Annotated in this window: 21 protein-coding genes; 10 read left to right on the top strand and 11 right to left on the bottom strand. The window is 61.8% G+C overall.

Features of this window, described 5'->3' with window-relative positions:
• Nucleotides 1–213 precede the first annotated feature (213 nt).
• Nucleotides 214–333: a hypothetical protein gene (locus KFZ77_RS09745; RefSeq protein ID WP_236633807.1), complete on the top strand. Its 120-nt coding sequence runs from the start codon at nucleotides 214–216 to the stop codon at nucleotides 331–333.
• 48 nt (nucleotides 334–381) lie between these two features.
• Here the strand turns inward: KFZ77_RS09745 and KFZ77_RS09740 are convergent, their stop codons facing one another.
• On the bottom strand, nucleotides 382–540 hold the full coding sequence (locus tag KFZ77_RS09740; protein ID WP_169738113.1) for a hypothetical protein: 159 nt from the start codon (nucleotides 538–540) through the stop codon (nucleotides 382–384).
• A gap of 179 nt (nucleotides 541–719) precedes the next feature.
• Here KFZ77_RS09740 and KFZ77_RS09735 point away from each other — a divergent pair, with 179 nt between their 5' ends.
• A complete protein-coding gene (locus tag KFZ77_RS09735; RefSeq protein WP_072001951.1) occupies nucleotides 720–893 on the top strand; it encodes a GhoT/OrtT family toxin in 174 nt (57 codons plus the stop codon).
• 2 nt (nucleotides 894–895) lie between these two features.
• On the opposite strand, the gene KFZ77_RS09730 is transcribed toward KFZ77_RS09735, so the two are convergent.
• A complete protein-coding gene (locus KFZ77_RS09730; RefSeq protein WP_264384027.1) occupies nucleotides 896–1,867 on the bottom strand; it encodes a LacI family DNA-binding transcriptional regulator in 972 nt (323 codons plus the stop codon).
• Between the two features lie 181 nt (nucleotides 1,868–2,048).
• Here KFZ77_RS09730 and KFZ77_RS09725 point away from each other — a divergent pair, with 181 nt between their 5' ends.
• The 4 genes from KFZ77_RS09725 to KFZ77_RS09710 are packed head-to-tail and all read left to right on the top strand — an operon-like array spanning nucleotide 2,049 to nucleotide 6,570.
• Entirely contained in the window at nucleotides 2,049–3,293 is a 1,245-nt protein-coding gene (locus KFZ77_RS09725) for an MFS transporter (RefSeq protein WP_264384026.1), read from the top strand.
• Nucleotides 3,286–4,380: a Gfo/Idh/MocA family oxidoreductase gene (locus KFZ77_RS09720; RefSeq protein WP_264384025.1), complete on the top strand. Its 1,095-nt coding sequence runs from the start codon at nucleotides 3,286–3,288 to the stop codon at nucleotides 4,378–4,380. Before KFZ77_RS09725 ends, KFZ77_RS09720 begins: the two co-directional genes overlap by 8 nt.
• A 4-nt stretch (nucleotides 4,381–4,384) precedes the next feature.
• A complete protein-coding gene (locus KFZ77_RS09715) occupies nucleotides 4,385–5,449 on the top strand; it encodes a sugar phosphate isomerase/epimerase family protein (protein WP_031519379.1) in 1,065 nt (354 codons plus the stop codon).
• Entirely contained in the window at nucleotides 5,446–6,570 is a 1,125-nt protein-coding gene (locus KFZ77_RS09710) for a Gfo/Idh/MocA family protein (RefSeq protein ID WP_264386136.1), read from the top strand. The genes KFZ77_RS09715 and KFZ77_RS09710 overlap by 4 nt, the downstream gene beginning before the upstream one ends.
• Before the next feature lie 92 nt (nucleotides 6,571–6,662).
• Here KFZ77_RS09710 and KFZ77_RS09705 read toward each other — a convergent pair whose 3' ends face one another.
• The 4 genes from KFZ77_RS09705 to KFZ77_RS09690 form a co-directional block, all read right to left on the bottom strand.
• Nucleotides 6,663–7,142, bottom strand: coding sequence for an anti-virulence regulator CigR family protein (locus tag KFZ77_RS09705; RefSeq protein ID WP_264386135.1), 480 nt, complete (start codon nucleotides 7,140–7,142; stop codon nucleotides 6,663–6,665).
• Nucleotides 7,143–7,286: 144 nt separating this feature from the next.
• Nucleotides 7,287–9,449: a virulence factor SrfC family protein gene (locus KFZ77_RS09700; RefSeq protein WP_264386134.1), complete on the bottom strand. Its 2,163-nt coding sequence runs from the start codon at nucleotides 9,447–9,449 to the stop codon at nucleotides 7,287–7,289.
• The gene (locus KFZ77_RS09695; protein WP_264386174.1) at nucleotides 9,446–12,430 is read right to left on the bottom strand and encodes a virulence factor SrfB; all 2,985 of its coding nucleotides are present in this window, start codon (nucleotides 12,428–12,430) and stop codon (nucleotides 9,446–9,448) included. Before KFZ77_RS09695 ends, KFZ77_RS09700 begins: the two co-directional genes overlap by 4 nt.
• A 4-nt stretch (nucleotides 12,431–12,434) precedes the next feature.
• On the bottom strand, nucleotides 12,435–13,823 hold the full coding sequence (locus KFZ77_RS09690; protein ID WP_264386133.1) for an SrfA family protein: 1,389 nt from the start codon (nucleotides 13,821–13,823) through the stop codon (nucleotides 12,435–12,437).
• A gap of 303 nt (nucleotides 13,824–14,126) precedes the next feature.
• On the opposite strand from KFZ77_RS09690, the gene KFZ77_RS09685 reads away from it, so the two are divergent.
• Together KFZ77_RS09685 and KFZ77_RS09680 are read left to right on the top strand one after the other, a co-directional pair.
• The gene (locus KFZ77_RS09685; RefSeq protein ID WP_264386132.1) at nucleotides 14,127–15,725 is read left to right on the top strand and encodes an ABC transporter substrate-binding protein; all 1,599 of its coding nucleotides are present in this window, start codon (nucleotides 14,127–14,129) and stop codon (nucleotides 15,723–15,725) included.
• A 51-nt stretch (nucleotides 15,726–15,776) separates the two neighbouring features.
• The gene (locus KFZ77_RS09680; RefSeq protein WP_264386131.1) at nucleotides 15,777–16,022 is read left to right on the top strand and encodes a YdcY family protein; all 246 of its coding nucleotides are present in this window, start codon (nucleotides 15,777–15,779) and stop codon (nucleotides 16,020–16,022) included.
• 2 nt (nucleotides 16,023–16,024) lie between these two features.
• Here the strand turns inward: KFZ77_RS09680 and KFZ77_RS09675 are convergent, their stop codons facing one another.
• Both KFZ77_RS09675 and KFZ77_RS09670 read right to left on the bottom strand, forming a co-directional pair.
• Nucleotides 16,025–16,474: a DMT family transporter gene (locus tag KFZ77_RS09675; protein ID WP_031519392.1), complete on the bottom strand. Its 450-nt coding sequence runs from the start codon at nucleotides 16,472–16,474 to the stop codon at nucleotides 16,025–16,027.
• The gene (locus KFZ77_RS09670; RefSeq protein WP_031519394.1) at nucleotides 16,471–16,989 is read right to left on the bottom strand and encodes a GNAT family N-acetyltransferase; all 519 of its coding nucleotides are present in this window, start codon (nucleotides 16,987–16,989) and stop codon (nucleotides 16,471–16,473) included. Before KFZ77_RS09670 ends, KFZ77_RS09675 begins: the two co-directional genes overlap by 4 nt.
• Before the next feature lie 189 nt (nucleotides 16,990–17,178).
• Here KFZ77_RS09670 and KFZ77_RS09665 point away from each other — a divergent pair, with 189 nt between their 5' ends.
• A complete protein-coding gene (locus tag KFZ77_RS09665; RefSeq protein WP_031519395.1) occupies nucleotides 17,179–18,210 on the top strand; it encodes an NADP-dependent oxidoreductase in 1,032 nt (343 codons plus the stop codon).
• A gap of 131 nt (nucleotides 18,211–18,341) precedes the next feature.
• Nucleotides 18,342–19,964: an ABC transporter ATP-binding protein gene (locus tag KFZ77_RS09660; RefSeq protein WP_264386130.1), complete on the top strand. Its 1,623-nt coding sequence runs from the start codon at nucleotides 18,342–18,344 to the stop codon at nucleotides 19,962–19,964.
• A gap of 37 nt (nucleotides 19,965–20,001) precedes the next feature.
• Here KFZ77_RS09660 and KFZ77_RS09655 read toward each other — a convergent pair whose 3' ends face one another.
• From KFZ77_RS09655 to KFZ77_RS09645, 3 genes are read right to left on the bottom strand one after another with little or no spacing between them, the layout of a single operon-like run.
• Complete coding sequence (locus tag KFZ77_RS09655; protein ID WP_031519398.1) at nucleotides 20,002–20,811, bottom strand: sulfurtransferase; 810 nt, start codon at nucleotides 20,809–20,811, stop codon at nucleotides 20,002–20,004.
• Complete coding sequence (locus tag KFZ77_RS09650; protein ID WP_051640450.1) at nucleotides 20,801–21,817, bottom strand: ornithine cyclodeaminase family protein; 1,017 nt, start codon at nucleotides 21,815–21,817, stop codon at nucleotides 20,801–20,803. The genes KFZ77_RS09655 and KFZ77_RS09650 overlap by 11 nt, the downstream gene beginning before the upstream one ends.
• Nucleotide 21,818: 1 nt before the next feature.
• Nucleotides 21,819–22,817, bottom strand: a complete 999-nt coding sequence (locus KFZ77_RS09645; protein ID WP_264386129.1) for a 1-aminocyclopropane-1-carboxylate deaminase/D-cysteine desulfhydrase — start codon at nucleotides 22,815–22,817, stop codon at nucleotides 21,819–21,821.
• Between the last annotated feature and the right edge of the window lie 51 nt (nucleotides 22,818–22,868).

Here is a 22,868-nt window from a genome sequence, read left to right as displayed (position 1 = left end):
CAGAAGGGAGACCAACAGGTCATTCGTTACAAAGAACCGCACTAAAATATTCATTCCAAAAATAATTACCAGCTGTATTAATTTCTTTATTAGAAACAATCCTTATGCGAAATTTCCTAATGCCCGACCAGCGCTGGTAAGGACCGGGGCTGGCAGTGCCAAATCCCGTTGTGTCGACTACGCTTAAAAGAGGTTAACACTGAGGAGAGAGTGATGACGGACGTAAACCGTACGCAGGTAAACGATAAAGAAAGCGAAAAAAATCCGGCGAAGAAACCGCCTGCTAAACAAGGCGAGGTGCCGCGCAAGCGCGACGACAGTCAGGAAGGCTAACCGATATCAACAGGCACCTTGCGTGCCTGTTCTGCTTTCACGCTCCGGTCACCCGATACTGAGACCAATTACCGCATTGACCAGCGACGACGCCATAAAGATCCCCCCCACCAGCAGGAACGTTTGCTGCTTTTGCGTGACGGCAAGGGCAAGCATGATCAACGCAGTAATGAAAAACGGGATGGCGATGATAGTAAATGTGGACATGCGTGTTCCTCAGGTAACGGGCGTGCTGGCAGTGTAACGGAACACGGCGCGACGCATCAGCCCTTAAATATGAGAGGGGCGGTGAGGCTGCTCTGAAACATATGGTCAATTCTTGATATACGTCAAAAAATGGCGCATAGTTCGCGCGAATTTTTTTGATGCTGGATCACATTTTCGCGATGACGCTTTATCAACACATGCTGGTATTTTACGGCGTAATGGCTGCCCTGGCCGCGCTGATCACTTTCTTCCTGGCGAAAGATCGTATCAGCATGAAACTTCTCAGCGCAGTACTGGTTGGCGCAACCTGGCCGATGAGCTTTCCGGTTGCGCTGATGTTTTCGCTGTTCTGATTTCAGGCCGAACCACGGCGCTGGATCTCCCACGGCAGGATCTCGTCCACCGGCTCGCTCTGCGGATTGTCAATCCGCGCCATCAGTAGCTGCACGCTGCGCACGCCCAACTGATGCATCGGCTGCTGCACCGTGGTGAGCGGCGGGGTAGTGACCGCACCAAACGGTACGCCGTCAAAGCCCATTACCGCGACGTCGTCCGGCACGCGCAGCCCGCGCTCGTGGGCATAATGCAGTGCGCCGCCGGCTAACGAGTCGGAGATAGCGAACACCGCATCCGGCTTCTCATCCCCGCTGAACAGTTCGGCCATCGCCTGATACCCCGCCTGATACTCAAGCCCGTCGGCACGCGCCACGGCCTGCCATGCCGCACCGCGCGCGGCGCGATACCCGGCTTCGCGCTGCTGGGAGTAGAGGTAGCGCAGGTCGCCGCTGATCATGGCGATACGTTGATACCCTTTCTGCGACAGATACTCAATAGCGCTGACCGCAGCGGCATGGTTATCGATAGTCACCGATGACGCGTTATACCCGGTATTTCCCTCGCCGCACTGCACCCAGGGCGCGTTACCGATAAGGGTAGTCAGACCCGGCAGGCAGTCGATGGCGTCCATGGTAATCACGCCGTCCACCACTTTGCCGCTCAGAAGTTGCAGATAGGCAGATTCCCGGTGCAGGCGCGACTCGGAGTTACACAGCAGAATGTGGTACCCCTGGTTCTCCGCTTCCTCTTCAATTCCGCGTACCACGCCCGCGCAAAACGGGTTGGTGATGCTGGAAACCAACACCAGCAGCATCCGGCTGCGCGAGGTGCGAAGCTGGCGCGCCAGCAGATTCGGCTGGTATTCACAGGCGGCGATAGCGGCCAGCACTTTGTCGCGGGTAGCGGGTTTGACACCGGGGTTGCCGTTCAGCACGCGGGAAACCGTTGCGGTTGAGACGCCAGCAAGCTGCGCCACTTTATCGATAGACATGCTGTTCCTTTTTAGCGGTATACGAACTGTGAAGCACCCTGCAAATTGCGTCGATAGTAGCAAATTATTGTGCTGTGCATTGGTGAAGCGCATAGCAATCGATTACATTTTGATTCAGACACCAATGTAATCGATTACAAAAACAATAACCCTACACGACCACACACTGCAGGAGGATGCTATGTCTTCTCAGACCGTCACACAAACCGCCGTTACGCAACACCGGTGGGTGATCCCCCGTCTGTCCCTGATGATGTTTCTGGAGTTTTTTGTCTGGGGTGCCTGGTACGTCACCCTCGGCATCGTAATGGGGAAATATGGCCTCAGCGCGATGATCGGCGATGCGTACTCAACCGGGCCCATCGCCTCGATTTTATCGCCGTTCCTGCTCGGGATGCTGGTGGATCGCTTCTTTGCCTCGCAGAAGGTGCTCGGCGTCATGCACCTGGTGGGGGCGGCGCTGCTCTGGTGGCTGCCGGGCCTGTTTGAAAGCGGGCAGAGCGGGCTGCTGTGGGTGATCTTCGCCTACATGCTGTGCTACATGCCGACCATTGCCCTGAGCAATAACGTGGCGTTTCACAGCCTGGCGAACAGCGAGAAGGGCTTCCCGGTGGTGCGCGCCTTCGGCACTATCGGCTGGATCGTCGCAGGTCTGATCGTCGGCGCGACAGGGCTCTCGGACAGCACCGGCATCTTCACCCTGGCGGCAATCGCCTCGCTGGTATTGGGGATCTACAGCTTCACGCTCCCACATACGCCGGCCCCGGACCGCGGCAAGCCGCTGTCGATGCGCGATCTGCTGTGTGCCGACGCCTTCGCCCTGCTGAAGCAGCGCCACTTTATGGTGTTTATCATCTGCGCCACGCTGATCTCGATTCCGCTCGCGGCGTACTATGCCTACGCCGCACCGTTTATCTCGGCGGTGGGTTTTGAAAACGTCAGCGGGGTGATGTCGCTGGGGCAGATGTCCGAGCTGCTGTTCATGCTGCTGATCCCGTTCTTCTTCCGCCGTCTCGGCATCAAGCTGATGCTGCTCATCGGCATGCTCGCCTGGTTCCTGCGCTACGCCATGTTTGCCCTCGGCATCAGCGAAGAGACGCGGTGGATGGTCTACATCGGCATCATTCTGCACGGCATCTGCTACGACTTCTTCTTTGTCATTGGCTTCATCTACACCGACAAAGTGGCGGGCGAAAAGGTGAAAGGCCAGGCGCAAAGCCTGCTGGTGCTGTTCACCTATGGACTTGGGATGCTCATCGGCTCGCAGATCAGCGGCGCGGTGTTCAACCGTTCGGTAACCGCCGAGGGCGCGCAGGCGCTGGCGCAGTGGCAGAGCTTCTGGTGGATGCCAGCCATCGCCGCGCTGGCGATCGCGGCGCTGTTCTTCTTTACCTTTAACTACCGCGAGGAGACGAAACGTGACTGAACCGTTACGCTTGGTGGTGGTTGGCTGCGGCAATATGGGGCGCGCCCATGCTCAGGCGTATGCGGCGTTGCCCGAATTCACCCTCTGCGGGCTGGTATCACGCGGCACCTCGAAGCATCAGCTTAACGCGTTACTGCCCGAGCCGGTGCCCTGCTATGAGGATCTCAAAACCGCTATCAGCGATGCGCGCCCCGATGCGGTCTGTATCGCCACCTGGCCTGACAGCCATGAAACCCTGGCGCTTACTGCCCTGGCGGCGGGTTGCCATGTATTTATTGAAAAGCCGCTCGCCACTACGGTGACCGGCGCAAAGCGGCTGGTGGCGACGTCGCAGCTGGCGGGGAAAAAGCTGGTCGTCGGCTACATTCTGCGCCACCACCCGGCGTGGCAGCAGTTCATCGCCCGGGCCAGAAATCTCGGCAAACCGCTGGTGATGCGCATGAACCTCAACCAGCAGAGCAGCGGCAGCGCGTGGCAGACCCATCGCCAGCTGATGGCTTCGCTGTCGCCCATCGTTGACTGCGGCGTGCACTACCTCGACGTGATGTGCCAGATGACCGACGCGGAGCCGGTGAGCGTCAGCGCCATCGGCGCGCGACTCAGCGATGAGATCAGCACCAGCCAGTACAACTACGGTCAGCTGCAGGTGCGCTTCAGCGACGGCTCCGTCGGCTGGTATGAGGCGGGCTGGGGGCCGATGATGAGCCAGACCGCGTTCTTTATCAAAGACGTAATTGGCCCGCGCGGCAGCGTCTCGATTGTGGCGCGCGAGGCGGGTGGAGAAGGGCAGTCGGCAAGCGTCGAGGCCCACACCCGGACGGAATCACTGCGCGTCCATGCCTCGCTGCTCAATGAGCAGGGCGAATTTACCCGTCAGGATGAGTGGATTGATACCGGCGACGAGCCGGATCATGACGCACTCTGCGTTCGCCAGCAGCAGTTTTTTGCCCGGGCGATCGGGGAGAACCTCAATCTGCTACCCCACCTGCAACAGGCTATCGACAGCCTCGCCGTGGTGCTGGCCGCCGATCGCGCCATGCGCGAGCAGCGTACCGTCTGGCTCAACGGCGATCGACATCAGGAGTAAACGGATGAAAACCTTACGTGGCCCGTCCATTTTTCTGTCGCAGTTTATCGGTGAGCACGCGCCGTTTAACACTCTGCCGACGCTGGCCGCCTGGGCGGCGAGCCTGGGATATAAAGCGGTGCAGATCCCGACCCATCTGCCGCATATTTTCGATCTGGAAAAAGCCGCTGCCAGCCAGGCGTATTGTGATGAGATTAGCGGAATGCTCGCCTCGCACGGGCTGGCAATCAGCGAGCTCTCAACCCATTTGCAGGGGCAACTGGTGGCGGTACACCCGGCTTACGAGCCGGCCTTCGCCGGGTTCGGCCCGTCGCAATTTGCCCGCGACCCCGCCGGGCGTCAGCAGTGGGCGACCGCGACCCTGAAGCAGGCGGCGCAGGCCTCAACGCGCCTCGGCCTGACGGCGCACGCCACCTTCTCCGGGGCGCTGGCGTGGCCCTACTTTTACCCCTGGCCGCCGCGCAATGCCCTGCTGCTGGATGAGGCGTTTGCCGAACTGGCCCGGCGCTGGCGTCCGATCCTCAACGCGTTCGAGGAGGCCGGGGTGGATCTCTGTTACGAGCTGCACCCCGGCGAGGATCTGCACGACGGCGTGACCTTCGCGCGCTTCCTTGAGCTGACCGGTAACCATCCCCGGGCCTGCATCCTCTACGATCCGAGTCATATGCTGCTTCAGCATATGGATTACCTGAGCTTTATCGACAGCTGGCATTCGCGCATCCGTGCGTTCCACGTTAAGGATGCTGAGTTTACGCCCTCGGCGCAGAGCGGCGTCTACGGCGGCTATCAGGCCTGGGCCGAGCGTCCGGGGCGTTTCCGCTCGCCCGGTGACGGCCAGATCGATTTCAACGGCATCTTCAGCAAACTGGCGCAGTATGACTATCCCGGCTGGGCGACGCTGGAGTGGGAGTGCTGCCTGAAATCCGCGGAAACCGGGGCGCAGGAAGGGGCTCCGTTTATCGCGCGCCATATCATTCAGGTTGCGGAACATGCCTTTGATGACTTCGCGGCCCGGGACAGCGACCGCGCCGCCATCCGCGAGATGCTCGGACTGGGTGATCAGCCATGACGACGCGGCGTTTGCGGCTGGGCATGGTCGGCGGCGGCGAAGGGGCGTTCATCGGCGCGGTGCACCGTATTGCCGCGCGTCTGGATGACCAGTATCAGCTGGTAGCCGGCGCATTCTCCTCCAGGGCGGAGGTAGCCGCCCGCAGCGGTGCCGCGCTGCACATTGAACCGGCTCGCTGCTACGCCACCTGGCAAAGCATGGCCGAACGCGAAGCAGCGCGCGAGGATGGCATTGATGTGGTGGCGATCGTCACGCCGAACCATCTGCACGTCCCGGTCGCCCGCACCTTTCTGGCGCAGGGCATCCACGTTATCTGCGACAAGCCTTTAGGGCTTACGCTGGATGAGGGTCGCGCGCTGGCAGATGACATTGCGCGCAGCGGCTGTCGATTTGTGCTGACCCACAATTACAGCGCGCTGCCGATGGTGCGCGAAGCGCGTACCCGCGTCGCTAACGGCGAGCTGGGGGAGATCCGCAGCGTTGAGGTGGAGTACCTGCAGGGCTGGCTTAACGAACGGGTTGAGTTAACCGATAACAAGCAGGCGTCATGGCGTGCCGATCCTGCGCTTGCCGGGGCCGGTGCCGCCGGAGATATTGCCACCCACGCCTGGCAGCTGGCGGCGTTTGTCAGCGGCATGCTGCCGGAGGCCCTGCGCGGTGAGCTGTTAACCCGCGTGGCGGGGCGGCAAATCGATGACGAAGTGTTCGCCGAGATGCGCTATGCCAGCGGGGCGCGCGGGCGGCTGTGGGCCAGCCAGGTTGCCACCGGGTATGAAAACGATCTGCGGCTGCGCATCGTCGGCACCCGTGCCAGCCTGGCGTTTCGCCAGCAGCAGCCCAATGAGTTGACTATCCTGCCGCACGATGCGCCGGCGTCTGTGGTGACCCGCAACGGACAGGGTATTTCGGCTGAGGTTGCGCTGGCGTGCCGTACCCCGGCAGGCCATCCCGAAGGGTATCTGGAAGGATTTGCCCAGATCTACCGCGAAGCGGCGCAGCTGATCCGCGGTGAGGCGATGCCGCTGCTGCCAGGTATTGCCGACGGCATCGCCGGCATGCAGTTTATCGCGCGCCTGCGGCAGAGCAGTGAGCAGGAGGGGGCCTGGGTGGCGTGGGCGTAAGGTGAACCGCGTCACAGCCACGTTTTAACGGCCGGGGCGGAAAATAAAAAACCCGGATCCTGCTCCGGGTTCTTTCCATAATGCACCAGACATCAATCAAATACGTTATTGATCACCGCGGTGACCAGCGCCGTGCTTAGCGCAATCAGCACCAGATCTTTACCCACCATCTGCCACTCGTAACCCGGATAGTAAGGCAGCTCGCTCAGCATCGAGGCCGGTACGGCTTTCTTCGCAATCCCCGGCGGGAGCGGTTTGCCGCGCGCCAGATTTTTGGCGATGCCGGGTGGCAACGGTTTATTACCGGTAAGCCCATAATTCACCGCCAGATGGCGGGCGCGATCGTAGCTGATGTCGCGCTCGACGCGGTCGGGTTTACCGAAGTTTTTGCTGTTCCCCTGTTTGGCGGCGTTTCCTTTCTCTGCCTTTTCCGGTTTATTGCCGTGGTTGCCATGCTTGTTGCCGTTGCCGTTGCCATTGCCATTGCCGTTATTTGCCAGCACCGGCGCCGACACCAGTGACACGCAGCCTGCCAGCAGTACTGCCATAAGAGATAAGCGACGCGTTTTCATACCTTTTTCCTCATCCGACGGGAGCAACGCTATTCCATCACAATGCCAGCCCAACGCTATCTCACGTATTCCTGGTTTGTGGTCAGGCGCAAATTCCAGGCAAAAATAATCCCGGCGTGCCGGGATTGTTATTTTTGTCACCGCTCACGCCAGCAGCTTACGCAGCGTCTGGCGCTGCTTGTCGTTAATGTCGAGCGGATGCTGGTAGCCGATGTTCTCCACCGCGCGGGTGTAGAGCGCGACCAGCCAGTCGTAGACAAACTGCGTGGCGGCATGTACCGGCTGCTCGCCCAGCTTCGTCAGACGCGTGTGCTGCTGCGGTGCCGGTGCGAAGATGGTTGCCCCCGGCGTGACGCGGCTGGCCGGACGGGCATCCACGGCAACAGCATCATAGCCAAGCCAGGTGATGAAGTCGCCGAGCAGCGCCTGTACGCGCGCTGCGGTGTGGGCCGGATCTTCCAGCGCGGCCGCCAGATCGAGGCGGTAGCTGGTGACCACCAGAATATCCCCCAGCTGTTGCAGCGTGTCACTGCTGATACCGAAGTGGGTCGCCACCTCCGCGCGTCGCGTCCAGTGACGCACATGATTGACCCATGCTTTGTGAAACGCGTTGCCGTGTGTGGCGGTCAGCGTCGCGCTGTCGTCCTGCGGCTGCGGAGCAGCAAACAGATCGACGCTGAGATCGAACGGTGTGCGCGGCGCGGCGGTAATCGGCGGGGCTTCCGTCTGCGGCAACTGCTGCACCAGGCCTGCCGGAAGCAGCCCCTCCAGCAGTTCACCGTGACGCGCTGCAATGCGCTGCAGGCTGCGCACCGTCTGCTCGGCGCTGGCTTTCGCCGCCTCGCTGTCGTGTTGCCCGTCGTCGCTGAAGCGGCTGAAGGTGCGCCCCAGCTCCTGGCTGAGTGCAGCGCGCAGTCCGGCAAGCCGTCCGGCGTGATGAGTGGCATCCAGCGCCTGGCTCAGCCACTCGGTCAGGCGTTGCAGGTTGCGGCCATCGAGCGCCTGCAATGTACCCCAGCGCTGGCCGGGTTTACCCAGCAGCCGCTGGATCGCCTCATCAAGATGTTCCCCGTCGCTGAACCGGCTGTCGTGTGGCGTAATGGCCCACACCAGCCCCGGCAGGGCATCTTCTTTGGTGGGCTGGGTCGTGTCTACCCAGTGCGACAGCTGGCGGGCCAGAGTCGGAATGGCGCTGCGCGACGGCGCGGCATTACAGATCAGCAGCACGTCGGGCTGCAGGCGCTGCCGGTACCACTCCAGCAGGAAACGGCGTTTGGTCAGGGTCAAATCTTCGCCGTCGATGGCGCAGAAACCCGGGATGTCTATGACGTCCACTTCATCCAGCGCCTGCTGCGGCACCGGCAGCACCAGTTCAGCGCACAGGCGATTCAGCACGCTGAGTGCAAGATTTACCGCCGGACCCGGCTCGCCGTTCTCAACCGGACGCACCAGCACGTCGGCGCTGTCGTCGTCGCGCAGCTCGCCTTCGGTAAGAAAACCGTCCACCGGAAGCGAGAAATTGTCGATCAGCAGGCTCTGCGGGGCGTGTACTTCCTCTGCATGACCGAGACGCTGCAGTGCATCAGCCAGCTCCAGCCAGTGCTGCGTCAGCTCGCGCTGCTCCCCCCAGAACAGCGACCAGGCCTGGGCGCGCCCCGCGAGGTCGAGGGTCGGGATCAGCTGCGCCAGCTGCTGCCAGTGCGCCTCGTCAACCGCCTGCGCTTTCGCTGCTACCTGCTGCTGCCAGTGACGGGCAACCTGCATGACCTCATCGGCGCGACTGCCGGGCAGGGTCTGCGGCTGGCTCATGTCGCGCAGGCGCTGCAGATGCAGCTCAACCGCCGCCCGCTCCGGTGGGCGCGCGCCAGACTGGGCGTGGTAATGCAGGATCAGCAACTGGACCAGATCCGCTTCGCTGAACAGACGCAGCGTCAGCGGATAGCCGTCGGTAAAGCCCGGCTTACGCGCCACGAAACGCAGGGCCATCGACAATGGACTGTGGCCGGGGTTGATCTGGTTGAGATAGTCCACCGGTTTGTCACCGAGGTTCACCACCAGGCGGCCATCGGCGCTGCCAACCAGGGTACGCAGCAGGTGCGCTTTACCGGCGTGAGAGTGACCATACAGGCCCAGCGTTGCCGGGCGCTGTTGTGCGCCGGCGATAGCGCGATAGCGCGCGCTGGCGTGGTTCAGGTGCGCCAGCAGGGCATCAGCTTCGTCATCCAGTAGCGGTGAGGTGGTACGGGCGGTGTGTACCCATGTGGTTAAAGCATCAAGCTTCGTCTGCTCAGGGGTGACAATACTCATTTCAGATACACGCTCCCGCTGTCGATCCAGTAGTGGCTACGGCTGCTGCGGCGGCCGGCCAGAGTGTTCAGTTTAAACGTCAGTTGTTCGGCAGGCACGCGGGTACCGTCCTGAAGCCAGGCGTCAGCGAGCACAAACGACACCGGCCCCTGGGTTTTGCTGCCGCCCGCCAGCTGCAGGCGGACATTCAGCACGCCGTCACCGGCGATGGTTTTTGCCAGCTCCGGAGCGTTAATCGACAGGCTGTACAGCGGTGTAGCGGGCCAGCGCGCGTTGTCCAGCTGGCGGAATCCGAGGGTCACGCTGCCGCGCAGCGGGAACTGAATGCGCGCATCGAGCTTCTCGCCGGGTTTGTCGAGGTCGATATCGCGATACCAGATATTTTCATCGCGCAGGGTATTGCTGGTGTCGTCCAGCACACCCAGGTAGCGCACGGTGGAGTAAGCCCCGATATCGGCCGCCTTAAAGTTGAAGCGCGGCAGTCGCAGATCAAGCGCCAGGCTGCACAGCATCGCCCCGACCGCCGCGGTGGATTTCGGGTTGCCGACGCGGCCATGCGTGCTGAAGGGATACCACTCATGCACAGAGTAGTTATCCAGCCAGACGATGCGGCTGACCGGCACCGGCTGCAGATGGCGCACCAGCGCCTGCACGCCCGGCAGACAGCCCGGACGGCCGGTCACCAGCAGCACGTCGCAGCGGTAGTGGGAGATCACTTCGCACAGGGCGTGCAGCGGGGCGCTGAGGCTGAAATGCCCCTCCAGCATCGCGTCGCTTAATTCGCGGAAGTTAACCTGCAGCGGTACGGCGAGAATGTCGAAGGCGGCAGCATCGGCGGGCAGCGCATGCTGGATCGCCTGCTCCAGGTAGTGGATCACGTTGCGCGTAGGCTTCTGGGTCAGCAGGTCGCCGGTCAGGGCGTGCAGGCCCGCCAGCGGATCGGCCGGGTCGCTCTGCTCCCAGCCCGCGAGAATGGCGTGACCAATGGGCATCAGCAGCTGCAGCGTGGTCTGCTGGCGCAAAATTGCCTGGGTGTCCATGCGCCCGGAATCGCCAAACAGGGATGCCATCAGGGTCGGCGCATCGCCAACCCCCGCTTTCTGCAGCGCGTCCTGCAACGCTGGCAGCACGCAGCGCTGGATCACATCCAGCAGAATATCGTCTCCGGCGACCTTAAAGCCTTCGCGGAACAGCAGCGACGGGGTGATCTTCACATTGCTGCCGCTGCCGTCATCGAGGCGGTAGTGGGTGATAGCCATGTCGGTGGTGCCGCCGCCAATATCCAGCGAGGCAATACGCAGTTCGCGGCCGGGAGCCGTGGTGTTTTCCGGGGCGCGATCGGGGCGGGCAAGGGCGGCGAAGAACTGTTCGGTCTGGCCGTGATAATGCACCATCGCTTCGTTATAGAGCCACACCAGCTGGCCGCAGCTGGCTTCATCCCACTCCATCTGCACGGCAGGCGCCGGAACGCTGCTCTGCCCGCGCGACCAGTCATCAGAAAAATCGTCATCCTGCGGATGCCAGCCGTTAGCTTTCCAGACCAGGGCGATCGCTTCCTGCATACGGCGGCGGAAGATCTCGCGCTCCTCTTTCGGCATCGCCGACGGCAGGGTGAGGATCAGGGTGCGCAGCTGACGCGGTGAAGCCGGAAAGCCCATGCGCAGGCGGTTGCCGACGCTGTTGATCTGGCACAGCGCCTGAGAGAGCAGTTCGCACAGCATGTGCGTCATCAGCGAGCTGCGGCTGTACTGCGGAGAGAACACCGGCAGACGCTCGTCCAGCGGGAGGTTATACAGCGGCTGACCGTCGTCGTTCATCAGGTTCATCAGCGGGAACGCGGTAGCCAGCGGCTCGTGCGCGGTTTTCACATTCAGCTGGCTGAAGCGCCACCCCTGGCTGGCCGGGGTTTCATCCCACAGATAGCGACGCGGGCTGGAGAGGCCGCTGTAGCCTTCGGTGCCGGGGCGCTGCATCGCCAGCTTGCGCGCTTCGTCACCGACGCGAACGATGGAGGGCCAGACAAAGGCGTCATCGCGGCCGCTCTCGACCGAGAAGTGCTGTTTGCCGAAGCGCGCCTCGGCGAACTCCAGACGACTGGTGAACATCGGCTCGTTGAGGAACTGCGGCTCGCTCAGGGAGCGTACCTGCAGCTCCATCGTCTGGCGCAGCCCGTCGTTGGCTTCGCCGTGATCTTCAATGATCACGCCGCAGGTATGGGTATTGCCGACGTCAAGGATCAGGTCAACCGGCACCGGCGGAGTGTTCAGGGTGGCGTTTACCAGCTTCACTTCTGGAATGGAAATCTGCTCGCCGAGCAGGCCCATCAGGTTCAGCCAGTGCGCCTGGTACTCAAAGCCTTTCAGCGCCTGGGTGATGTCGCGCTCGTGGCGCTCCTCTTCCTGGATGGCGAACTGAGTAAAGGCTTCGCGCAGCCAGCCATCAACCCAGGTCTGGTCGAGAAAATCACCGACCTCGTCGTCGCGCCAGGCCAGGGTGAAGCGGGTGCCGTTGCGCACGTCGTTTTGCGACGGGGCCAGCAGCGCGGCGTGGTCAGCTTCGACCAGACGCGTATCCAGCGCCAGGGTGACGCGGTGGGTATTCCCCGCCTGATCCGGCTGCGGCAGCTTGCGGATTTGCACCCGCGCCCAGTTGTCCGGGCCTTCCACAAAGGTGCGCGGCGGGTTGAAGCGCAGGAACGGCACCGGTAGCCAGACGCCATTCAGCAGCGCGAGCGAGTGCTCCAGCGCCACTTTACTTTCCGGCTTCACCACCTCGGCTGCACCGCCGCGTGGGGCGGGCAGGGTGTATTTTCCGGCGCTGATGTCGTAATCGAGGCGCAGCAGCGGGCCGTTGGCGGTTTTACGCACGAAGCGCCCGGCATGGGGCTGCTCCAGCGGCGTTAAACCAAAATCAAGAAACTGCACCCCGCTGTTTTCAATCAGGGTTACGCTCTGTTTGTAATCGCACAGGTTTGCCAGCATAGGATCAGGCACTCACTTTTCTGAATGTCACAGGGACCACGGTTTTCTCGTCGTACTGACCGGTGCACTGCGCGGCGTTGTTCTCGGTGGCTTTGCAGGCGATCTCCGGCACGTTATAGCGTGCCCCGTCGCTGCAGCGCGCCGCACCGCGGGTTTTTATCATCAGGGTGCCATCGCTGTGCAGCCCGGAGAATACCTCCGCTTTGCAGGTCACTTTGCCACGCAGGGTGACGGTGGTCTGGCCCTTGTTCTTATTGATCTGATAGCGCAGCGCCGGCACTTTGCCGCTCACCGGGTCGCGGAAATCAACCTCAACGCGCCAGTTGCCGTTGAGGAAGGTGGTGGAGCCGATGCGCACCTGGTCTGCATCCATCAACAACGCATCCTTCGGCGGCGGCTCAATCACTACCGGCGCAGGCGGCGGTTCCGGGGCAGGCGGCGGGGTAAACTCGGCTTCGCGCAGCGGCAGGCTGGCAGTAAGCGCCGGAACCGCCTGCACTGGCGCAGGCGCAATGGCCACTGGCTGAACCGGCGCGGGGGCAGCAACAGCCACTGCCGGAGCCGCTGGCTTCATGGCGATCCATACCACTGGCACGGCAACGGCCGCGACTACCACGGCAGCCACCGGCAGCACCCACAGCTGCACCTGTTTTTTACGCGCTGCGGGGGCGGGCTGCGGTTCCGGCTGCGGTGTTTGCACGGCGCTCTGCGGCGCGGCGGTGACCGGATTAACCGGATACGGGGTATAGACCAGCGGCTCGGCCGTGGAGGCCACCGCTGCGGGCTGGGCAACCGGGGCCGGCGCAGGCGGCGGGGTCAGCAGCGGCGCATCCGGCTCGCTGAGGGTCACCGTGACCGGCTCCGGAACATGCTCTTCCTCCGGCGTGGTATCAATTTCCGGCTCCGGCGGCTCTTCGATCGCCAGGCAGGCCAGCACGTCGTCGGCTATGCTCTCATTGAGATTTACGAAGCCCCAGAAGGTGATCACCGCGCGATCGTCCACCAGGTAAACGTGGTTGCTGCCGGGGAACTGCAGCGCTTTTGCCAGCAGCGCGCCGAAACGCACCTGCGGCGCTTTGTCAGACTGCATGCAGCGCTTGCTCAGGGCCAGCGCGCCAGCAATGGTTTTTTCCAGGCTTTTCAGCGCCCGCTCGCGGGTATCGCTGTCTGCGGCAGCCCAGCCGCGCACGCTGCCGGGGAAGGGTGCATACCAGTCAACCCGGTCGCCATCATCGTTAATCTGGGGGATCGCCAGGCAGTCGATCAGCGCCTGCTGTTTGCGAAGACGCAGCGTTTCGCGAATCTGTAGCGCCGAGTCGAAGACCGACTGGCCGTTTTCGCCCACTGCCTGATAGTCATCCAGCGAGCCGCTGCGTAAGAGAATTTTTGCCACGTTTACTTCCTGCCGTTGTGCCACTTTCACGCATCTACTGTATCGACCCGGCGCACAAGTAAACGGCGGAAGAAGTACAAAAAAGGCCGAATTCTCCCGCTATTGAAATCCAGGAATTTTCTTGACCTTTATAAAAACGCCTTAACCGAAATTACCCGCTGACTCAGCAGCACCGTGATTGCTGAGGAAATAAACAAATCCGGCCAAAAATGAATAACATGAGAGGATTTGGTTATTTGCGCCTGCCCGACGGCTATGCTGAGATCGGCCCCGACAATAATTCAGGACAACAGGATGCTTTCCATGTCTGCAAAAAAAACGCTTCTCAGCGTGCTGTTAAGTACGCTTTTACCGGCAAGTGCTGCGCTCGCCGCGGCAAACGATACGCTTATTTACTGCTCGGAAGCCTCTCCCGAGTCGTTCAACCCGCAGATTGCCAGCTCCGGCCCGTCTTTCGTGGCCAGCTCGCAGGTGTTGTATAACCGCTTAATTAATTTCGACCCGGTGAAAAATACCCCGGTGCCGTCGCTGGCGACTAAATGGGATATCTCCCCGGACGGTAAAACCTATACCTTTACCCTGCGCCAGGGCGTGAAGTTCAACAGCAACAAATTCTTCAAGCCGACCCGCGACTTTAATGCCGATGACGTTATTTTCTCGGTGATGCGTCAGAAAGACCCTAAACACCCGTATCACAACGTGTCGGGCGGTCAGTATGAATATTTCCACGATGTCGGACTGGATACGCTGATTACCGACGTGAAGAAGATTGACGATTACCACATCCAGTTCGTGCTGAGCGAGCCGAATGCCGCCTTCCTCGCCGACTGGGGCATGGATTTCGCCTCGATGTTGTCGGCGGAATACGCCGAGGCGATGCAGAAGAAGGGCACCCCGGAGTACGTTGATACCTGGCCCATCGGCACCGGGCCTTACGCGCTGCAGCAGTACAAAGTGGATTCGCTGATCCGCTATATCGCTAACCCCAACTACTGGGACGGCGAGGTGCCGACGAAACACCTGATCTTCTCCATCACGCCAAACGTCCAGACGCGGCTGGCGAAACTGCAGACCAACGAGTGCCAGATTATTCCCGCCCCGGCCCCGGTCCAGTTTGCTGAGATCAAGAAGAATAGCGATCTGACGCTGCACAGCGTGGACGCGCTGAACGTCGGGTATCTGGCATTTAACACCGCCAAAAAACCGCTTGATAACGTACTGGTGCGCCAGGCGCTGAACTATGCGGTGGATAAAGAGGCGATCATCAACGCGGTGTTTATGGGTTCCGGCAGCGTGGCAAAATCGCCGCTGCCGCCCAAAATGCTAGGCTACGACGCGAAGCTAAAGGACTACGGCTACGATCCGGAAAAAGCCAAAGCGCTGCTGAAACAGGCCGGGCTGGAGAAAGGCTTTACCACCGATATCTGGTCGATGCCGGTGCAGCGCCCGTATAACCCGAACTCGCGCCGCATCGCCGAGATGATCCAGAGCGACTGGGCGAAGGTGGGCGTGAACGCTAAAATCATCAGCTACGAGTGGGGCGAATACCTTTCCGGTATGCGCAAGGGCGAGCACACCACTGCGCTGTTTGGCTGGATGTCGGACAACGGCGACCCGGATAACTTCGCTGACGTGCTGCTCGGCTGTGACAGCGTAAAAAGCGGCTCCAACGCCGCCCGGTGGTGCGATAAGAGCTATGATGACCTGGTGAAGAAAGCGCGCCTCGTCAGCGCTCCGGCGGAACGTGAGAAGCTGTATCAGCAGGCCCAGGAGATCTTCTATCAGCAGGCACCCTGGCTGACCCTTGCTAACGGGAAAACTTTCTACGCTACCCGCAGCAACGTGACCGGCTACAGCGTCAGTCTGATGGGCAGCGATTTCTCCAAAGCGAAGCTCAACTGATAACGGGCGTCACGGCGCAGGCCGTGACGCTTATTCAACCGAGGAGGCACTATGGCACATCTGGATGACATCATTGCACGCGTGGACGCGACCATTGCCGCAGGCGTTATTGCACCGATGAACGAGCTGTTGATTGCGTTAAGCGATGACGCGGCGTTAAGCCGGGAGGAGCGTTATGAGCAGCAGCAGCGCCTGCGGGTGGCGATTGCCCATCACGGGCGACATCACCGGGAAGAGGCGGAACACGAGGCAGAGGCCCGCCGCGAGCATCTCACCAGCGGCGGCACCATTCTTTAGCGTCAGAACTGGCGTCGGGCGACCAGCCAGGCGCCAATCACCAGCAGCACCGCGCCGCACAGCGGCCCCACCAGCGCTCGCCAGGCTACGCCGTGGCTTCGGATCACATCCAGTACCAGGCCGCCGATAAGCTGGCTTGCCACCAGTACTGCAATGGTCGTCGCCGCACCGACGTGCTGATAGCCATTGATACTGGCGAAAACAAAAAATGACCCCAGCAGGCCGGGGATTAACGTCCACCACTTCACCGATGACGCCAGCTCATTCACCCCGGCGACGCCATTCTTAATCAGCAGGATTGAGATAAACAGCACGATGCCCACCAGCGAGTTGAGCAGCATGGCAATTAAAATGGTGGAAGAGGTCTGGGTAATGCGCACCATCAGCGTGTTCTGGATCACCAGCCCCATTCCGGCGCAGATGAGAAACAGCAGGCTGAGCGACTGATTCATCCGATGGCGTCCGGTTCGCTGCGCGTATCAAGCTGAAGCTGCATAAAGGTCAGGTCAAGCCAGCGTCCAAACTTGGTGCCCACCTGCGGCATCTGAGCGCTAATCACAAAGCCGAGCGACTGGTGCAGGGTGATGGAGGCGACGTTTTGCGCCTCGATCCCGGCCACCATCACGTGTTTACCGATGGCGCGCGCCTCGTCAATCAGCTGCACCATCAGCGCGCGGCCAATGCCTTTTCCCTGATGATCCGGATGCACGTAGACCGAATGCTCAACCGTGTGGCGAAAGCCGTCGAACGCGCGCCAGTCGCCGAATGACGCATAGCCCGTCACCTCACCGTTATCGTCCATCACCAGCACCGGATACCCGGCATTGCGGCGCGCCGCAAGCCACTCGACGCGGTTATGGGCATCAACAGTTTTATCATTCCAGATTGCAGCAGTATGCACGACGGCATGGTTGTAGATGGTGGCGATAGTCGGGCAGTCCTGCTCGGTGGCATGGCGGATAATCATCGGTAAACCTCAGGGAGAATACTGTTTTCGATACCCGATAATACGCCCGCGCAACGGCGTACTGTCAATTTTTTTAACAAAAGAAAGTGCATGATTTTGCACTAATAACTGCATAAGCCGCAGAGTGCCAAACCGGGGGCGGCGAAGGCGTCTAGTATTAACAGACGATGTAAAAAAGAGGAGACACTGATGAAACAGCAACAAAACCGCCGCTGGCTACTGGCCTCCCGTCCACATGGCGCACCGACGCCGGAAAACTTCCGCCTCGATACCACCGAGGTGCCGACGCCTGCCAATGGCGAAGTGCTGCTGCGCACGGTGTTTTTATCGCTCGACCCCTATATGCGCGGGCGCATGAGCGATGAGCCGTCGTACTCCGCGCCGGTGGAGCTGGGCGATGTTATGGTGGGCGGTACCGTCAGCCGGGTCGAAACCTCAAAGCTGGACGGCTTTGAAGAGGGCGACTGGGTGCTGGGCTACAGTGGCTGGCAGGACTATGCGCTGTCGGACGGCACCGGCCTGACCAACCTCGGTAAAAAACCGCATCGTCCATCCTGGACGCTGGGCGTGCTGGGGATGCCGGGCTTTACCGCCTACATGGGCCTGCTGGATATCGGCCAGCCGAAAGAGGGCGAAACCCTGGTGGTGGCCGCCGCGACCGGCCCGGTGGGTGCCACGGTGGGCCAGATCGGTAAGATCAAAGGCTGTCGCGTGGTCGGGATCGCCGGGGGCATCGAAAAATGCCGTCACGCGATTGAAACTCTGGGCTTTGACGTCTGCATCGATCACCGGGCGGACGATTTCGAACAGCAGCTGAAGCAGGCCTGTCCGCAGGGTATCGACGTCTATTACGAGAACGTCGGCGGGAAGGTGTTCGATGCGGTACTCCCGCTGCTCAACACGGCCGCCCGCGTGCCGATCTGCGGCCTGGTGGCCGGTTACAACAGTACCGAACTGCCGGCCGGGCCGGACCGCCTGCCGCTGCTGATGGGCACCATGCTGAAAAAACGTCTGCGCATGCAGGGGTTCATCATTAATCAGGATTACGGCCACCGCTTCGACGAGTTCTTCTCTGAGATGTCGCGCTGGGTGGAAGAGGGCAAAATCCACTACCGCGAGCAGATGGTTGACGCGCTGGAAAACGCCCCGGAAACCCTGATTGGTCTGCTGGAAGGGAAAAACTTCGGCAAAGTGGTGATTCGCGTCGCCGACGACGCATAATCCCTGCGGGCGGCGGTGCGCCGTCGCCCGTTCAAAATGGTATAACCCATCATAAAATCGACTGAATAACGTCTTGTTCCCGTCGCCCGCAGCCGATATGCTCGAAAATCGGTTGCAAACGGGAAACGCCAGTGAATTCAGACACCTCTTTACTCCAGGTTAGCGGACTAACCCTTGCCACCGCAGGCGGTAAGCCGCTGGTGCACGGCATCGATTTTCACGTCGAGCGCGGCGAGATCGTGGCGCTGGTCGGCGAATCCGGCTCCGGCAAAACCCTCAGCGCACTCTCGGTGCTCGGCCTGCTTCCCGAAGGCGTTCAGCACGTCGGCGGCAGCGTGACCTTTAACGGCGAGCGGGTGGCTGCACCAGAGCAGAAATATCGCGCCGGGATTCGCGGCAGTCAGATCGCGATGATTTTTCAGGAGCCGATGAGCAGCATGAACCCGGTGCTGACCGTAGGCGAGCAGATCGCCGAAGTGCTGGTGCGGCATCAGGGGCTCTCCTGGAAAGCGGCGCAGCAGCAGGCGGTGGCGCTGCTGGATAAGGTCGGGATTGTCGATCCGGCCCGCCGGGCGAAACAGTATATACACCAGCTCTCCGGCGGTATGCGCCAGCGCGTGATGATCGCCAGCGCCATCAGCTGTAAACCGGCGCTGCTGATTGCCGATGAGCCAACCACGGCGCTGGATGTCACCATTCAGGCACAAATCCTGGCACTGTTGCAGTCCCTGCAGCAGGAGATGCAGATGGGCGTGCTGTTCATCACCCACGATCTCAGCGTGGTGGCGCGCTATGCCGATCGCGCCTGCGTGATGAACGGCGGGCAGATCGTTGAAGCCGGGGCGGTGGCCCCGCTGTTATCCGCGCCCTCGCACCCCTATACGCAAAAACTGATTGCTGCCTCCACGGCGGCAAACCATCGCCGGGTGGTGCCGGTTAGCGACGCGCCGCTGATCTCCCTGACCAACGTGACGCGCAGCTACACCCAGCCGCACAAGTGGCCATTTTTCCCGCCGCATCGCCAGGCGGTGCTGCAACCCACGACGCTCAACATTGGCCGCGGCGAGATCGTCGGGCTTATCGGGGAGTCCGGTTCAGGCAAAACCACGCTGGGGCGCACCGCGATTGGCCTGATCCCGGCAGACAGCGGTGAGATCCTGTTCGATGGTATCAACCTCGCCGGAGCCAGCCGTCAGCAGCAACAGCAGATGCGCCGCCGGGCGCAGATTATCTTCCAGGACCCTTTTGCCAGCCTCGATCCGAAAATGACCGTCGGAGAGCAGATCGCCGAGCCGCTGCGGGTGCACAAGCTGCGTCCGGCGGCGGAGATCCCGACACGCATCAACGAGCTGCTGACGCTGGTGGGGCTGGCTCCGGAGCACGCGGCGCGGCTGCCGTCGGCGTTTTCGGGCGGACAGCGCCAGCGTATCGCGATTGCCCGCGCGCTGGCGCTGGAGCCAGAGCTGCTGGTGGCGGATGAAGCGGTGTCGGCGCTGGATCTGTCAGTGCGCGGGCAGGTGCTGGCGCTGCTGGCGGATCTGCGCGATAAGCTGGGCCTGACGGTGCTGTTTATCAGCCACGATCTCAGCGCTGTGCGTCAGGTCTGCGACCGGGTGATGGTGATGTATCGCGGTGCGATCGTGGAAAGCGGAGAGACGTTGCAGGTGCTGGAGACGCCGGCCCACAGCTATACCCGTGAATTGCTGAAAAGCGCCCCGGATATTGCCGAAGCGCTGCGCTTACGTCAGGGGTGAAGCCAGCGGGCGCGTGGCACCCGGCATTAACCGGGCATCAGGGCGCTGTTGGCAGTTCGTGGTGTTCGGCCCATTCGTGCCATGAGCCGACATACACCGCCAGGTCACGAAAGCCGGCGTATTTCAGCGCGGCGTACACCGTTGCGGCGCGCGCGCCACGATGGCAAAAGCTGATAATGCGCTGGTCAGGTGAAAATCCCGCGTCACGGGCGAGGGCGCGGATCTCCGCCGCCGGGCGAAACTTCCCGTCTTCAATCACCTCCTCCCAGAACAGCAATTTTGCCCCCGGAATACGCCCGGCACGGGCGCAGCAGTCGTGGGCGAAGCTGCCGTCGTGCTCGGTGGGACGGCGCGCATCGAGGATCACCGTATTTACCCCGTCCGCTGCCAGCACCTCTTCCCGACTGGCGACCCGCTCGCGGTGGAAACCCGCAGCTTTATCCGCTCCGGGTTGGGGAGCAAGCAGCGTATGCCCGCCGCTGCCGGGCGTCAGCTCGCCACCGGCGTCGCGCCAGGCGCGCAGACCGCCGTTCAGGATCAGTGCATCCTCCCGCCCGGTCAGCCAGTGAAACCAGGCACCACGCGGGGCACGCATACCGGTTTCCTCTTCAAACCACACCGGCGTATGCCCCTCAGTGCCGAGCGACAGCCAGGCCTGCTGAAACGCACCGGCCATCGCGGCGATCTCCTGCTCGCTGGAGTCAGGAATGAAATAGTCGTAAACGTTAAACGCGCTGGCATCCGGCAGCGTTGCCGCACGCCATGCTTCGCTGTCACGCGCATCCAGCAGGGTAAAACGTTCGCCTGCCGCGAGTCGCGCCCGCAGCTCGGCGGCTTCAATCAGCATCCACAGCTCCTTGTTCAGCGCTGGCCCCAAAGGGGAGCAGCGTGCCGACGTGCTGTGCTTCGGCTCGCTCCAGCACCCTGGAGGCCAGCGCAATATCAAATATGTTGAGACCAAAGGAATTAAAATAAACCCGCGCCTCAGCCGGGGGGCGCCAGCCATCGATAATCAAATGGGTCAGATCGGCGCTTACCGCTTCCGGGGCGAAGCCGCCGCTGCGAAACAGCTGAAACAGGCTCTTGGCACTGACGTGGCAGAAGTCACCCCAGGCATCCACCACCACGCGATCGGCCAGCTCCAGGGTGGCGAACGCGGCTTCGTGATAGCCGATCTGCATCACCAGCGTCCCCGGACGGAAAAACGCCGGGGTAATCCAGGGCTCGGCTGCGCTGGTGCAGGTCAGCAGCGCGTCATACGGCAGCGTGCTGGCCTCATCAAGGGTAGCGACCGGCGTGACCGGGAACGGCAGCGGGTCGATGTCGGCCAGCAGCGCTGTGAGGTTGTCCGGCGTGCGGTTCCAGCACCAGAGCTGTTTCAGATCGGGGAAGTGAACCCGCAGCATTTCCAGATGCGCGCGCGCCTGCACGCCCGCACCCGCCAGCAGCACCCGCGTCACCGGACGCGGCGCGGCGGTGCGTAGCACCAGGGCAGACACCGCGGCGGTGCGAACGGCGGTTAAACCGCTGCTCTCCACCAGGCCGACCGGCAGGCCGTTATCCGCCCGGTTGATCAGCGTCATCGCCATCGCCTGGGGCAGATCGTCCCCGATATCCGGGCGGTGCGCCGTCCACTTCACCCCGGTGGCGTTAAAGCGCCCGCCGAGCCGGGCTGGCAGGGCATATACCTTGCCGCGCGGGGTATCGAGATCGACATGGGTTTCCGCAGGCATGACGGCTGCGCCCTCACGCATCAGACGCACCGCGTCCGTCACGTCCTGCAACGCCAGCCGCGGGTCCAGCCCGCCCAGGGTCGCCACCTGATGATGGTTGAGATAACGCAGCTGTGGCATATCAGTGCTCCAGAATCTGCCTGGCGAAGGGATAAAGCGCCGGGGAGCCGCCGCAGTGAACGAAAATCACCTCGCTGCCCGGAGCGATGCGCTGCTGCTGCGCCAGGGAAATCAGGCCGTGCATCGCTTTACCCGTGTACACCGGGTCGAGCAGGACGCCCTCGGCCTGCGCCGCGCGGTAGATCGCCTCGATCCCGCCTTCAGAAGGAATGCCGTAGGCCTGGCCGACGTACTCGTCCTCAATCCAGATGTCCTCCGGCGACCAGCGTTGCGGCCACTGCAGCAGGTCCGCACACTCCTGAGCCATGCGCGAAATGCGCTCCTGGAACCACGGCGCTTTGGCGCTGACGCTGATGCCGACGATACGCGTGTTCGGCCAGTAGCGGCGCGCGCCGACATACAGCCCGGCCAGCGTGCCGCCTGAGCCGGTAGGGGCGACAATCACATCCGGGTCCGGCAGGCCCAGCGCTTTACGCTGCGCATCCATCTCTTCCACGGCGCGGACATAGCCCAGCGCCCCCAGCGGGGTTGCACCGCCTAACGGGATAATCATCGCTTTTTCGCCGCGCGCCCTGGCGTTATCGGCATGCGCCTGCATCGCCCCGTCAATCAGGGTGAAGTAGTCGTCCGGGTCAAGAAACTCCAGCTCGGCCCCAAACAGGCGATCGAGCAGCAGGTTACCCTGATAGTGCTCTGGCGGGTTGCCGCGCAGCACCAGTACCGGACGCATACTGAATTTACGCGCGGCGGCCGCCACCATGCGGGCGTGGTTGGACTGATGCCCGCCGGTGGTGATCACCACTTCCACGCCGTTGCGGCACGCTTCCGCCATCAGATATTCCAGCTTGCGCACCTTGTTGCCGCCGCCGCCGAAGCCGCTGTAGTCATCGCGCTTGATCTGCAAACTGATCCCCAGCTCTTTGCTCAGCCCCGGCAGGGTTTCAAGCGGTGTCGGGAAAAATCCCAGTGCTACACGTTCAAAATCATCAACGTTTTTCATTTTATCTTCCCGTTACTGATGGGTTTCCCGGATGAGGCACAGGCCGGATGT

The organism is Siccibacter colletis, from assembly GCF_025914095.1.
GTDB classification, from domain to species: domain Bacteria; phylum Pseudomonadota; class Gammaproteobacteria; order Enterobacterales; family Enterobacteriaceae; genus Siccibacter; species Siccibacter colletis.
This window is presented reverse-complemented; position numbering and strand designations above follow the sequence as displayed.

Coding starts and splice junctions, on each gene's coding strand:
- KFZ77_RS09655 (WP_031519398.1), bottom strand. CDS start 20,811: ATGCTGATTGAAGCCGCCGAGCTGCGGGCGCGACTCGCGGCAGGCGAA.
- KFZ77_RS09650 (WP_051640450.1), bottom strand. CDS start 21,817: ATGCCACAGCTGCGTTATCTCAACCATCATCAGGTGGCGACCCTGGGC.
- KFZ77_RS09705 (WP_264386135.1), bottom strand. CDS start 7,142: ATGAAAACGCGTCGCTTATCTCTTATGGCAGTACTGCTGGCAGGCTGC.
- KFZ77_RS09700 (WP_264386134.1), bottom strand. CDS start 9,449: ATGAGTATTGTCACCCCTGAGCAGACGAAGCTTGATGCTTTAACCACA.
- KFZ77_RS09685 (WP_264386132.1), top strand. CDS start 14,127: ATGTCTGCAAAAAAAACGCTTCTCAGCGTGCTGTTAAGTACGCTTTTA.
- KFZ77_RS09730 (WP_264384027.1), bottom strand. CDS start 1,867: ATGTCTATCGATAAAGTGGCGCAGCTTGCTGGCGTCTCAACCGCAACG.
- KFZ77_RS09725 (WP_264384026.1), top strand. CDS start 2,049: ATGTCTTCTCAGACCGTCACACAAACCGCCGTTACGCAACACCGGTGG.
- KFZ77_RS09680 (WP_264386131.1), top strand. CDS start 15,777: ATGGCACATCTGGATGACATCATTGCACGCGTGGACGCGACCATTGCC.
- KFZ77_RS09670 (WP_031519394.1), bottom strand. CDS start 16,989: ATGATTATCCGCCATGCCACCGAGCAGGACTGCCCGACTATCGCCACC.
- KFZ77_RS09675 (WP_031519392.1), bottom strand. CDS start 16,474: ATGAATCAGTCGCTCAGCCTGCTGTTTCTCATCTGCGCCGGAATGGGG.
- KFZ77_RS09715 (WP_031519379.1), top strand. CDS start 4,385: ATGAAAACCTTACGTGGCCCGTCCATTTTTCTGTCGCAGTTTATCGGT.
- KFZ77_RS09665 (WP_031519395.1), top strand. CDS start 17,179: ATGAAACAGCAACAAAACCGCCGCTGGCTACTGGCCTCCCGTCCACAT.
- KFZ77_RS09735 (WP_072001951.1), top strand. CDS start 720: ATGACGCTTTATCAACACATGCTGGTATTTTACGGCGTAATGGCTGCC.
- KFZ77_RS09710 (WP_264386136.1), top strand. CDS start 5,446: ATGACGACGCGGCGTTTGCGGCTGGGCATGGTCGGCGGCGGCGAAGGG.
- KFZ77_RS09740 (WP_169738113.1), bottom strand. CDS start 540: ATGTCCACATTTACTATCATCGCCATCCCGTTTTTCATTACTGCGTTG.
- KFZ77_RS09695 (WP_264386174.1), bottom strand. CDS start 12,430: ATGCTGGCAAACCTGTGCGATTACAAACAGAGCGTAACCCTGATTGAA.
- KFZ77_RS09645 (WP_264386129.1), bottom strand. CDS start 22,817: ATGAAAAACGTTGATGATTTTGAACGTGTAGCACTGGGATTTTTCCCG.
- KFZ77_RS09745 (WP_236633807.1), top strand. CDS start 214: ATGACGGACGTAAACCGTACGCAGGTAAACGATAAAGAAAGCGAAAAA.